This is a genomic window from Odoribacter sp. N54.MGS-14 (genome assembly GCF_000980295.1).
GTDB lineage: Bacteria > Bacteroidota > Bacteroidia > Bacteroidales > Marinifilaceae > Odoribacter > Odoribacter splanchnicus.
The window spans coordinates 1-13,615 of sequence record NZ_LARL01000080.1 but is presented as its reverse complement, the minus strand read 5'-3'; the positions used below and the strand labels follow the sequence as shown (position 1 = coordinate 13,615).

The following is a 13,615-nucleotide window of genomic DNA, read 5'->3' as shown; positions in this document are numbered from 1 at the left end:
TAAAAATGACATATGAAGTGATTATACTGGGGCATCTTCATATGCCATTGTATTTTATAGGGACATTTACTGAATATCCCTACCTATTTCCGAACGGCCGCCTTATGCTAATTCCACAGGTCTTGTTCGTATTCGAAAATTTCATTTTTTCATCAGGAAAACAACACCTAATGCACATTCCCTTTCCCCCTAACCTATATTTAGCATTCTACGGCAAAAAAGATAAAAAATCACATACACACTTTGATTTCCTCTATTCTTGCATTTTTAACACTCAATATTTTAAATGTTAAATCATTTACAACAATAGTTTCCCCTTCCTGAGGAATACTTTGATTGAAATACAACACCAAACCGGCAAGCGTCTCATACTCTTCACGCTCTTCCAGATCCAGGTGATATTTTTCATTTAAGTAATCCACCTCCAAACGTCCTGAAAAGATATATTCTTGTTCGGAAATCATCACTTCTTTCAAATTGAGGTGATCGTGTTCATCTTCAATCTCTCCGAAAATTTCCTCCATAATATCTTCGATAGTAACGATCCCGGCTGTAATACCGAATTCATCGACGACAACGGCAACACTTTTCTGGTCCCGGATAAACAAATTCAACAGCCGTTGTGCAGACATCGTCTCAGGTACGATCAATACCCGGCTCAACGCTTTGGCAATCGTCGGAGGATCTTTGAAAAGAGTCGATATATGAACATAACCGATAATATCGTCGATACTTTCTTTATAAATCAAAATCCGGGACAATCCGGTATCGATAAAGAGTTGGGTCAACTCTTCGATCGAACTGTCGATAGACAAGGCTACGACATCAGGGCGGGGAACGATACACTCCCTCAGCTTCACTTCGGAAAAATCGAGTGCATTCCGAAAAAGTTTGATCTCGTGCATTTCCTCCTCCTGCCGAGCATTGACTTCTCCTTCCTCGATCAGGTTGTTCAAATCTACTTTTCCAAAAGCCCGGTTGGGTTCTTTATGCCCTAATTTCCGTCCGGTAAAAATCCGCAGCAACCATCCTCCTAACCACACCGAAAAATAAGACAACGGAAAAAACAACAGATAAAACAAAAAAACAGGAACAGAAAATAACTTCAAAAACAGATTAGACCGTAAGCGGAATACGGTCTTCGGCAAAAATTCAGCAAAAACCAAAATGATCAGAGTCGAAACGAGGGTCTCGACAAACAGTTCGACCCCGATCGATAAATGTAAAAATTCGAACTGTTTGACCAGCAGATCGGACATAAAAATACCGTAGATCACCATGACGACATTATTACCTACCAATAAAGTCGTAATATACATCCCGGAATGCGAAATGAACAGATCGATGAGAGCCTGAGTGACTCCTTTTTTAGACTTATCGATCTCGATCCGTAATTTATTAGAAGTCAGGAAAGCGATCTCCATTCCCGAAAAGAATGCAGATAACAGAAGACAAATCAATATCACCGAAAGGGTTGCTGTCATTGCTTACGTTGTTGCTTTTCAACTTCGATACTACCTGAAATATTCTCAAACACCGGATGATTCAGATTCTGATCGGAATGGAAGCCGTTATTACCTTCGATAATTTGTCCGTCGGCACTCAACTTGACATAACGGTCGGAATAGATCAATTCTTTTTTCATATCCCAATAGAGTAATTCGGTTTCGAGCTTTTTCCCCTCTGCATTGATTATCACCACTTCATTACGCGCCTCCCAAAGCATTTCATCTTCCAGCTTTTTGGCATATTTCGCTTTAATCGAACCGATCATCTTTCCTGCAGGATCATAAGAAAGTACATGGATCCCTTTCGGAAACTCTTCATATTTTTCTTTTTCCCTATTTACTTTTATGTATTCCGGGGCCAATACCCTGTATTTGATCCGGGCAGAATCGGAATAGACCAATTCCAGGTTTTCACCGGTCATATCGGGACGTTTCTCCCGCTCAGCCAATGCATTGACTTCTTTGATATCATTTTTACATGCTAAAAGCATTATTGCTCCCAGAAGAACAATAATGCTTTTCATATAAAGTATACGTGAAGAAACACTCATTAATATACGACTTACTATTTTCTGAAACGTGCTTTGGTCGATTCGTTGATCCAACTACCGATTTTAACGGTTGCTCCATCGGTAACACTACGGAAGAAAGCCTCGTCTTTACTCGGGAAATGTTGGGAATAAATTCCGATCAATTTATCCGCTTCTTCTGTCATAGCAGGATCCACTTGTTTTGCTTTTTGGAATTTATCGACAGCAGCCCAGAATACGGATGCGTGGTCAAAATCGTCTTCTCCGTAATTGGAGGCCGAATTGGCATAGGCTTTTCCGATCAGCATCAATGCGGTTCCGTTGTTCGGATTAAGTTTCAGCACTTCCAGCGCATTAGTCTTAGTCGCCTGATATTGCTTTTTAGCCAATTGCAACTGAGCCATTTTCAGGTAATATTCAGCTTTAGCCTCGTTATCTTCGGATTTCGCGATCGCTTCTTTCAGATAACCTTCGGTTTTATCGAATTCCTGACGTTTCAGGAACATGATAGCCAAGCTATAAGCCGCATCAGCAGTCGGATCCAATTGGTACAATTGCTCAGCTACAGTTGCATACAAAGGCAAATCGACACATTCGCTCCGCCGTAACAGAGAAGCCACCTCTTTCAAGTTAGCGACATCTTCCTTATTGGCTTCGTATTTTGCAGAAAGCAAGTTATTCAAGGTTTCACAATCTGCTACACCGGCATTGAAAAACATAGCATCCACATTCCCCTTCATCGTTTTGAACGCTTCAACCGTTTTGGGTTGTTTGGCATTTTTGATTCCATCATCGATAAAACCGGAAACTTTCATATAAAGAGCGATGTATTCATCTTTCGACAGTTCTCCTTTTTTCAGCAGATCCCCGGCTCCGAAAAACATGGTTTGCACCGTGATCGGGTGAGTTTTATTACCTTCGAGCTCGAATGATTTAGCCAAATAAGAAAAAGCTGTTTTTTTAGTATCATCCCCTCCGAAACGATATAAAGTAGCCCCTTTCTTTCCCAAAATATAACCTTCTCCATACCTTTGATGATCCCCAAAATATTTCGCCCATTGATCATACAACATCATCAAGGTATCCACATAAGTCTTATCTTTTGTCTGCTGATAGATATTGATCAACAGATCTTCCCCTTTGGTATAAGTAAGCATCTGAAACTTGGGAGCGTTATTAAAAACATACCGCCAGGCAGGCAAAGCTTCCTTATAATTTTTTTGTTTAAGAAATTCTGAATAAATAGAAGCATTCTCCAACGTTTTCACACTATCCAGTCCGTATTTGGAGTCGAGTGTCTGCGCACTGACTGCCCCTCCCATAAGACAAATACCGAATGCTAAAGCCACAATCTTTTTCATGATCTTATCTTTTTTAACCGATGTATTTAATGTTTTGTTAGTTACTTATCTAAGCTTACTCTGCAAAAATATCACTATTTTTCTTTTAATATACAGGGAACACCTGTATTTTAGCTAATAGTTCGACTTTTTAACATATTTCAAGATCTCATTCAATCCTACAAAACTAAGATATTTACAAAATAAAATATCCGGAGTCAGATGTCTTTCCAAAAAATGTGCATTTCCCCCCGTAATCAACACATGTCCTTCCGGGTATTGTCCGAGAAAGCATTCTATATACTGTTGTACCTCAAAAAGCATACCAGACATCACGCCATTCCGGATAGCTTCTTCTGTCGACTGTCCTATTCCTCCATAGGTTTCTGTCGGTGTCACCAAAGGCAGGCGGGCTGTAAACCGGTGCAGTCCGTTGAAACGCATTTCCAATCCGGGAGAAATATTTCCTCCCAGAAACACGCCCTCGGCCGAGACATAATTATAAGTGATACAGGTACCCGAATCGATCACCAAGAGGGAAGCCCCCGGGTAATAACTCTTTGCTCCGACACAAATAGCGATCCGGTCGAATCCCAAGGTCTCGGGAGTAGCATATCCGATTTTCAACGGCACCTCCAAAGCAGGCGAAGCTTCCAGCCAGTAATCGGCTTGCTCTTTTATAGCCAGCTGCATTTCGGAATCGATATGACCACTTCCGGTAAGAAATATCCAAACCTTTTCCCCTTTTTCTTTCCATACCCGAATGTCTTCAAGAATCGAATCCAACCGATAGTTTACCCCGATCAGCCGGTCTTCCTGAAAAAAAGCATATTTACTACGGGTATTCCCGATATCGATTACCAAATTCATTGCCTAAAATTCAAATCTCTGATCTATCATCTGTTACCTGCCTTTGTTTTCTCCCACATCTCCCGCACATAACGCGACATTTTCATAATATTCGTAATTTCTGTAAACACGAGCGATAATTTATTATTTTTTTCACTGAACCGGCAAGGCAAAATTTGCAGCTGCACAAACCTCAGTATAGCGGCAAACAAGGCCGACTGATAAAAAGGAGAAGTCTGTTCGCCGACAAAATACATGATCATTTTCCCATTCTTCACCAATAATCTCTCGATCCCTAAATCCATACACCGGCGTCTCATCCTCACAATTTCCATCAATCCGGTCACCTGTGCCGGAATTTCGCCAAAACGGTCTTTCAGCTCTTGCCCGAATTTCTCCAGGCCAGCCTCATCCGGAATATTGTCCAACTCCCGATACAGCCGAATTCTCTCGCTGATATTCTCCACATAGGTATCCGGAATCAATACTTCGAAATCGGATTCGATCACACAATCGGCAACGTAAGCCTGCTTTTGTTCGGTCGGAGGCGTTTCCATTCCAGGGAACTCTTCTTCGCGTAATTCCAGCAGAGCTTCATTCAATATACGCTGATAGGTTTCGTAACCGATTTCAGCAATAAATCCCGACTGTTCCGCTCCCAGGATATTCCCGGCCCCGCGGATATCAAGGTCCTGCATCGCTATATTAAAACCACTTCCTAAACCGCTGAAATCTTCGATCGCTTTCAGCCGGCGCCTGGCATCCGAATTAACCGTATCCAAAGGAGGGGTCAATAAATAACAAAAAGCCTTTTTATTCGAACGTCCCACCCGGCCTCTCAGCTGGTGCAGATCACTAAGCCCATAATTCTGGGCCTGGTTGATGATCATCGTATTGGCATTCGGAATATCCAGCCCCGACTCGATAATAGTCGTAGCGATCAAAACATCGTAATCGCCCCGGACAAAATCATGCATCACTTTTTCAAGTTCTTCGCCTTCCATTTGTCCATGTGCAACACAGGTTTTCACCTGCGGGACAATCCGTTGCAGCATGCCCTGAATATCCCGGATGGTCTCGACCCGGTTGTGGATAAAAAACACCTGACCGTTACGGGCCATTTCATAAAGAATCACCTCTTTGATCAGCTGCTCATCGAAACGGTGCAATTCCGTTACAATGGGATAACGGTTAGGCGGCGGAGTACGGATAATCGACATATCGCGGGCTCCCATCAATGAAAATTGTAAAGTACGCGGGATCGGAGTCGCCGTCATAGTCAGGGTATCTACATTCAATTTCAGGGTCTTCAGTTTTTCCTTTACCCCGACTCCGAATTTTTGTTCCTCATCGACGATCAACAATCCCAGATCTTTAAATACGACATCTTTGCTGGTCAGCCGATGGGTACCGATTATGATATCTACTTTGCCTTCCTTCAGATCGTTCAGGATTTTCTTAATTTCTCCGGGTTTCTTCATCCGGCTGATATATTCCACCCGACAAGGCATGCCTTCCAGCCGCCTGGAAAAAGTATGGTAATGCTGATAAGCCAAAACAGTCGTCGGCACCAGGACAGCCACCTGTTTGCTATCGGCTACCGCCTTAAAAGCGGCCCGGATTGCAACTTCAGTCTTCCCAAATCCCACATCTCCACAGATCAGGCGGTCCATTACCTGAGGTTTTTCCATATCGGCTTTTACCGCTTCGATCGCTTTTATCTGATCGGGAGTCTCGTCATACATAAACGACACTTCCATTTCTTCCTGCAAATAACTATCTTTAGAAAAAGCAAAAGCAGCTTCTTTCTTGCGACGGGCATAGAGGGCGATCAACTCCCTTGCAATATCTTTTACCCGGGACTTAGTTTTCTGTTTAAGTTTATTCCAGGCGTCTCCTCCTAATTTGTTCACGACAGGAGGAACACCGTCTTTCCCCTTATATTTGGATATTTTATGCAGGGAATGCAATCCGACATACAACTCCGAATTATTCTTATATACCAGCCGGATCGCTTCCTGTTCGTTGCCATCGTTGTTGATTTTGACCAGTCCGCCGAATCGTCCGATCCCATGGTCGATATGCACGACATAATCCCCCGGATGCAAATTTTGCAATTCTCCCAGGGTGATCGATTCCCTCCCCTGCCGGATGCGGGTAGTCTGCAGGCGGTATTTATGATAACGATCGAAAATCTGATGTTCCGTATAAACACAAATCTTTTCATTCGAATCCGAAAATCCTTCATGTATTACGCCTTCCAGCCAGGTAAAACCGATTTCGTATCCTTTATCTTTAAAAATATCCCGGATACGCTGGATTTGCATTTCATTGTTCGAACAGATATACAACCGGTAATCGTTGGCTTGGCGGGATTGCAAAGTCTCTGCCAGCAAATCGAAATGCTTGTTGGTCGGAGGCTGAGGTTCACAGGCTACGTCTATCGTTTCTCCCCGGAAATACATATCCGGTCCCCATTCCACCACATGGCAATCTTCGAGATAATTCATCAGTCCTTCGGCAGAAGTGACGAGCTCTTCCCCGGCTTCGGCATATAAAGCTTTCACTTTATCGTGAAGGAACATCCCATTTTTGATCCACCAGACCGGTTTAACAGAGAAATAGGAACTCAAGTCCGTATGTTTAAATCCTCCGGCCTCTGTTTTGCCACTGAGATCAGGAACGATCGATACTTTCCCGGTCTTTTTATCGGATAACTGGGTCTCGATATCGAAAAAACGAATCGATTCGACCTCATCTCCGAAAAAATCTATCCGGACCGGCTGTTCTTCTGCAAAAGAATACACATCCACAATACTCCCCCGGATCGAAAACTGTCCCGGTTCATAGACAAAATCATTCCGTTCGAACCCGTATTCTACCAAAAGATTTTCGACGAAAGAAATCGATAAGGCATCTCCCTGATTCACCACCATCGACATGCGGGAAAGCACTTCCCGGTCGACGACCTTTTCAGCCAATGCTTCCGGATAAGTAATCAAAGTATCGACTTCGCCATTCCGGATATTATTCAGCACTTCGGTACGCACCAGGACCGAATCGTTATCTTTCTCTTCCTCTTTAATCATCCTGCGATAAGAAGAAGGCAAAAAGGCGATTTGTTTTTCATCGGCCAAAGCCAATATATCATTATAAAAATAGGCAGCTTCTTCCCGGTCGTTCAGCACAACGACCCGCAACCCCGGCCGGGTGATACGCATGGCTCCGACAATCAGGGAAGTCACCGAACCGGCATTGTTGACAAGTCTGTATTTCCGGTCACTACGGGTAGTTAACAGCTCCGTTAACTTTTTCACCGCCCGGGCAGAGAGATATTTTTGCAGTAAATCCTTTGTGTTCAATTTTCTTCCAATTGATTTCGACAAAGGTAAAAATAATGTAGCAAAACTTACATAGCAAAAAAATAAAAAGTCAGATTCCCTTAGAAAACAGGATACATCCATACTGTATACAACAAACCTATTGCGGAACAGAATGCGTGATACAGTTACTTCCCATATTACAAATAGGGACAAAAAATACTTGATTTCAATATTTGAAATAATTGAGAATATTTTTTGTTTTTTTCTTAAAATTAATATATTTTTGTTATGACAAACAATATTAAACTAAAAAAGAAAAAATAGATGGTTGAAAGACTTTATACCCAACGACTCGTCTTGCTACTTTCTAATATTAATAACAGCTACATTATTAAGCCAAATCATAAGTTTTATTAGTTTTGATCGCTCTAATAATTTTTTACAACAAATGCTTGGCTACAATGTAGAAGCATTGGCACAAGATGAAGGATACAACAAAGGAGATAAACTAAAATCAGTAAGCTGTACATGTCCTAATAACAAATCAGGCTTTTCCTTGAAATGCCGTGCCGATGGTAATTTAGAACAGTGTACTCCTACCCGACAAGGCTCAAATGCTTGTTATAAAGTCAAATTTAGCACCAAGCCATTGGATTTGATTTGCGAAGGATCAGGAATTAAACGGGATGCCAATTGCTCTGCAAGAATTACCTTTTTTTGCCGACTCTTTTGAAATACTAAATGATTCGATACTTATTTTTAATGGAGCAGCATTTGAAGACCAAGTCGTACTTTGGGATTATCGCAATAAAAAACGGATTAACTCACACTTAAAATATGACCCTCATTACAACTGCCGACCTCTAAAACCATTTACCAAATGCAATAATGAAATATTATGGCAGCGAGAATTTGAACAAATGCTATACAGAGTTACAGAGCAAGAATTAATCCCAGCCCGATACATTGATTTTCAAGAGTTCGCGTATAATGGCAAATTAGAAAAAACACCTCAAGGTATATACTTTCTACAACCGGATATAGCACACATGAATCGTTATTACGAAAATGACAAGTATATCCATTTTATTTTTGAATGTGAAGCTTTAGATGATATGCCGTTTTTGGTCTATTATTTTAAAAAGTCGGGGAAAAAAATCATTTTAAACAATAATCATTATAAAGACGACCTAACCTTTTATCACATAACCCCACCGGCCGTCAATGCATTTACAACCGCCGGAGATCCTGTTTCTGTTTTATATACATCATTTTAACATAAGGAGGCTAATAAGGCAAAAATCCAGACAGGCATTCCTTAAAAAGTATATTTGTCGAGATACTGTTTCCTGACAGTATCTCGCTGATTTTTATCATTGCTGTCCGGTAAAACTAAAACGAAACCATCAACCGCATCTGCAATTCATGGAAATTCTTATCCATCGGATAATACACATTACTCAAACGGCTGTATTTGTATTCCCCCATCACCTTGATATACTGATTCAGTGTATAGTTCAAACCGACGGTAGCCGCCTGCATTTTACCCCCTCCGATACTCGTCGAGACAGGAGGATAATCCGAAACGACTCCGCCCGGGTAGAAAACATGCTTTCCGATCAGGAAAAAATCTCCTTTATTGATATCGTTGAGATTGACAATGCTATAACGGGCGACGATTTCCAGCGAATTCTTTTCATTCATACCGTCCAGTAAACCGTATTCGTCGTTGTAGGTATAACGGTTGCCCATGATCAGATAGCCGGCTTCTACATAACCACCGTCGAATTTGGTACTGCGGATCGGGTTACCGGCTTTCCAGGCATCCAGCGTCGTCCAACTCCATACTCCTCCCAGTTGATTGGTGAATAATTCAAAATCGGGCCGGTCTTTGTACAAACGTTTATACAGATATTCCCCGCGGACGAACAAACGGTCGGTCTTAAACAAGAGTTCCGGATTCAGATCGAGAATATTCTTAGCCCAGGCGACATCGGCATTCAGAAATTTTGTAGTCGCATCCACATAAGTCTCCATGGCCGACTCTACAGTTACTTCAGTTTTAAAAGCATCGTCATCGACTACCCGTCCGGTATTTATCCGGGAGTAACGCAATCCCAATCCGACATGCAGCGTCATATAATCGTCGTTGATCACCTTATACAACCAACGACCGCTCAGACTAAACCCCTGAAATCCGCTGATCTGATCATTGTATTTATTTTCGGCAAAAATACCCTGATCGGCCAACACCTTCTGATTGAAAAACTTATAAGTAATCCCCAGACTTCGGCCAGGCGCCAAAGCATTGACGACTGCCGGACGGGAAATAAAATGATAGTTATAAAGACTCGTATTGTAAGCCATCGTAGAAGGCTCGCAAAAATAACCGGCTTTCACACTCTGTACCCCCCGGTAATTCTCTTTAAAGTTGTATTGTCCGAAAATATTCTTCTGTTTGAAAGAACCTTTAGAAAAATCGAAATCGGCATAAAAATAGAATTGTTTGTATTTCAATGAAGTACGGATACGTGCATCGGTAATAGCAGCCCCCGATTTCATCGGCGTATATTCGGAATGATAATAAGCTACATCGGTAAACAAACGGCCTCCGGCAGTAAATCTGAGTCCATTGTTCCGATTGACATATTTCAACAGCGGATTGGCCACATCTTCAACCTGAGCCTGAATATTCCCGGACCATAAAAAGATCGCAACCAAAAAGGCGGGGAAAAATATTTGTTTTTTCATCTGATTCATTTTTACAAAGTTTTGAAATTCACCCTAATTAATTATTATCTAAGTATCCCAATTTTCTCAATACTTCCCTTGCATCGACCAGGGTCTGGGAAGCAGGACTCTTCCGCCATCCGTGCGTAATCATATAGTTGATACTCATATCGGAATGGTTTGTAAATAAAGCATCCAGATAAGGAGGATTGAACATTCCGTCGGCTACGCCGAAATTATATTGTCCGAAATACTTCGCCATCTGATCATAGGTATCGAAAGTATAAGGATGGTTTTTCATCTTCGCCCGATGGATCAGGTAATCCTGCCAGGGTTGATCCAATTCAGGATAATCATTAGGGGCCCCCGCGATACACGGTCCGATAAAATGTGCTTTATATTTTACGCCCAGGTTGATAAAAGAAGCATATCCCAGCGGATCGTCATAAGTGAGATCGGTAGCACCGGTCCCTTTCCACAACAGGAAACACATGGGAACTTTGCCCTGGAATACCTCGGCCACCCGGACCAAACTTTCCAAAGAGAAGGTTTGCAGGATCACTTTACCGTTGGTATTTCCTACATTAATCGTCCCGTTGTTGATATAAAAAGGCGTGTCCTCGGGTTCCGGTTTTTCGATAATATTCATATCCTGCGTATTGGCCAGTACATCATACACGATCTGTTCGAATCCTTTGGGATTCAGCCAGGGTTCTTTAAATTCGATATAGATTCCCGGGATATTCTTATTTCCGGCTTCCCATACCGGATCGATTTCATACCCGAAATCATATTTCACGATATCGGCAGTACCGCTCAGACTGGTAATCGTTTCCCCTGTTTTCCCGACAATGGAATATTGCCGGGGCATTCCCGGTTGATTGCGGTCCCGGATCAACCGATACCCTTTCGAATACATAATCAGGTCTTCCAGTGTGGAAATATATTGCTTTTCTTTAGCCAATCCGGGCAGGGCTTCTTCGAGATTCTCGTTATTGAACCAACTACCGGCATCGAGCATCAGCAGTTCTTCGTAAGTATAATAAGCCGGTAAGTTAGGAACGAAATTCGCTTCATCCGCTTTTACTTTTTCTTCGGCTTCTGTCTCCGAGTATCCGATTTTCATATAATAATTCTTCCGGATTTCCCGGGGTAGTGTTTCTCCGAAAACCGTTTCGATGTTAGTGGTCCGTTTCAGGTTATCGTCATGTAGTGCCAGTACCACTCCGTCTTTCGACACCTGCATATCGCATTCCAGATAATCCGCACCGATTTCTCTCGCCCACCGATAGGCGGATTCCGTTTCTTCGGGTGTCCAGAAAGTAGAGCCCCGATGTGCAATAACCGCATATTCGGGAACATAGTCGCGCACTTTGATCATTTCAGGAGAAAGCTCATCGACATGTACCCGGTCGACATCCACCTTCACATCATTAAATTTCTGATTTTCACATGACATCGCAGACATACCTAATCCGAATGCCAATGCTACATAAACCCATCTTTTAATCATAGTTGTGATTTTTAAATAAAGTGATTATTGTTTTGCTTGTTTCACTAGATATTGTTCTTCCTTTGCCGTGAATCCAATAAAGATGAACGCCAGGGCACAGGCCACCAATAACACGATAAAATTCCAGTTCCAGCCCAAATTCTGAACAACATATCCCAAACCGATATTAGCAAAGAGGGCGGTCCCGAAGAAATAACCGAAAAATCCGGTAAATCCGGCAGCCGTACCGGCCGCTTTTTTAGGGGCTAAATCCAAAGCATGAACCCCGATCAGCATTACCGGGCCGTAGATCAGAAAACCGATGGCGATCAGACAGATACTGTCCATCAGCGGAGTTTTACTAAATTCCCAATAGACAAAAACAAAAATGGCGACGGCGACCATATAAATCATGGTCGTAATAGCACGTCTCCCCTTGAAGACTTTATCACTCAACCAACCACAGAAAATCGTCCCGGGGATAGCGGCAAATTCATAAGAAAAGTAAGCCCAACCGATCTCTTTGATATCGTAGCCTTTCACCTCTTTCAGATAAGTAGGTGCCCAATCGAGCACTCCATAGCGGACGAGATAGATGAAAGCGTTAGCGATAGCGATATACCACAATATTTTATTACTCAATACATATTTAAAGAAAATTTCTTTGGCTGTCAGTTCCACTTCCGACTGGGCACTATAGTTGGGCGGATAGTCGTTACGGTATTGTTCGATAGGTGGCAGACCACAAGACTGAGGGGTATCGCGGATCAGCAGATAAGCGATCACCACAATGCCCAAAGCGACAATAGCAGGAAACCAGAAGGTACCGGCCTGCCAGGAACCGAACCAGGCCATCCCCACGGCAGCCATCGGTCCGATCAAAGCCCCACCGACATTATGGGCCACATTCCAGATCGACATTTTCGTCCCCCGTTCATGCTGCGAAAACCAGTGTGTCATCACCCGTCCGCTAGGAGGCCAACCCATACCCTGAAACCAACCGATTAAAAACTGCAGGATAAACATCGACACGACAGACGACAATCCGGCCCGGGTACCCAGAATTAAAGTCGTCAAAGCAGACAAAGTCAATCCCAAGGGTAAAAACTTACGGGCACTACTACGGTCAGAGACTCCACCCATTAAAAATTTAGAAAGTCCGTAAGCAATGGCATTCGCTGATATAGCAACTCCTAAAAGTCCCTTATCGAACCCCATTTCCACCAAGTAAGGCATCGCCAGCGCAAAGTTCTTACGAACTAAATAATAACCAGCGTATCCGATAAAAATACCGATAAAAACCTGTACCCGTAAACGTTTGTATGTCGGGTCGATCTGTTCTTTCGGCAATAAGGGCCTATGAGGCTCCGGTCTTAAAAAACTCCACATATTTGTTTATTTTAATATAAAAAATTACCCATCTCCGTCTTTATGGATAAATTTTACGTTATTTAAACTTTTAATGTTTCGTTTTTTACGTAATAAAGAGAAGGAGGTTAAAGTGAAGAAGATTCAGATCGGTCACTGTTTCAATGACAAATGAACGAATGTTTCTGTCATACACCACCGGTCGGGTATTCGGAGAGCCTATGCGGCCCCTCGTTTCTGTTCCAAGGGTCTTCCGGTACAAAACCCGACATCCACCGTTTGCACTACTTGGCAAAAGAAGAATCAATTACAGCACATCTTTGTTATTTTAGATGCCAATATGTTAATTATATTTTTTTTAGGAGACTCAGATTAAAACAGCTGCTCCTGCATAAATTAAAGAAGGTGTCTGAAAAGGATGCCTTCTTTTTTTGTTATGCTGCCCGTTTATTATCCATTTTTATTTTTAAAACAT

At 42.3% G+C, this 13,615-nt stretch carries 10 protein-coding genes; 2 read left to right on the top strand and 8 right to left on the bottom strand.

The window, feature by feature from the left end:
• Window positions 1-230: 230 nt before the first annotated feature.
• From WS42_RS12875 to mfd, 5 genes are all read right to left on the bottom strand, one after another.
• Entirely contained in the window at window positions 231-1,484 is a 1,254-nt protein-coding gene (locus WS42_RS12875) for a hemolysin family protein (RefSeq protein ID WP_022160631.1), read from the bottom strand.
• Window positions 1,481-2,032 (bottom strand): LPS export ABC transporter periplasmic protein LptC, encoded by a 552-nt coding sequence (gene lptC, locus WS42_RS12870; RefSeq protein WP_228026209.1) that lies wholly within the window; start codon window positions 2,030-2,032, stop codon window positions 1,481-1,483. The genes WS42_RS12875 and lptC overlap by 4 nt, the downstream gene beginning before the upstream one ends.
• A 41-nt stretch (window positions 2,033-2,073) precedes the next feature.
• Window positions 2,074-3,399, bottom strand: a complete 1,326-nt coding sequence (locus WS42_RS12865; protein WP_013613488.1) for a tetratricopeptide repeat protein — start codon at window positions 3,397-3,399, stop codon at window positions 2,074-2,076.
• 114 nt (window positions 3,400-3,513) lie between these two features.
• Window positions 3,514-4,248, bottom strand: coding sequence for a type III pantothenate kinase (locus tag WS42_RS12860; RefSeq protein WP_013613487.1), 735 nt, complete (start codon window positions 4,246-4,248; stop codon window positions 3,514-3,516).
• Window positions 4,249-4,274: 26 nt separating this feature from the next.
• Window positions 4,275-7,589 (bottom strand): transcription-repair coupling factor, encoded by a 3,315-nt coding sequence (gene mfd / locus WS42_RS12855; protein ID WP_046451208.1) that lies wholly within the window; start codon window positions 7,587-7,589, stop codon window positions 4,275-4,277.
• Window positions 7,590-7,878: 289 nt separating this feature from the next.
• Here mfd and WS42_RS15650 point away from each other — a divergent pair, with 289 nt between their 5' ends.
• Together WS42_RS15650 and WS42_RS12850 are read left to right on the top strand one after the other, a co-directional pair.
• The gene (locus WS42_RS15650) at window positions 7,879-8,283 is read left to right on the top strand and encodes a hypothetical protein (protein ID WP_013613485.1); all 405 of its coding nucleotides are present in this window, start codon (window positions 7,879-7,881) and stop codon (window positions 8,281-8,283) included.
• A complete protein-coding gene (locus WS42_RS12850) occupies window positions 8,237-8,827 on the top strand; it encodes a 6-bladed beta-propeller (RefSeq protein WP_046402315.1) in 591 nt (196 codons plus the stop codon). Before WS42_RS15650 ends, WS42_RS12850 begins: the two co-directional genes overlap by 47 nt.
• A 115-nt stretch (window positions 8,828-8,942) precedes the next feature.
• Here the strand turns inward: WS42_RS12850 and WS42_RS12845 are convergent, their stop codons facing one another.
• Genes WS42_RS12845 through glpT form a run of 3 tightly spaced genes read right to left on the bottom strand, consistent with a single transcriptional unit; the run spans window position 8,943 to window position 13,161 of the window.
• Window positions 8,943-10,301, bottom strand: coding sequence for a porin (locus WS42_RS12845; RefSeq protein ID WP_046402355.1), 1,359 nt, complete (start codon window positions 10,299-10,301; stop codon window positions 8,943-8,945).
• Window positions 10,302-10,338: 37 nt separating this feature from the next.
• Entirely contained in the window at window positions 10,339-11,793 is a 1,455-nt protein-coding gene (locus tag WS42_RS12840; protein WP_013613482.1) for a glycerophosphodiester phosphodiesterase family protein, read from the bottom strand.
• A 24-nt stretch (window positions 11,794-11,817) separates the two neighbouring features.
• Window positions 11,818-13,161: a glycerol-3-phosphate transporter gene (gene glpT, locus WS42_RS12835; protein WP_013613481.1), complete on the bottom strand. Its 1,344-nt coding sequence runs from the start codon at window positions 13,159-13,161 to the stop codon at window positions 11,818-11,820.
• Window positions 13,162-13,615 lie beyond the last annotated feature (454 nt).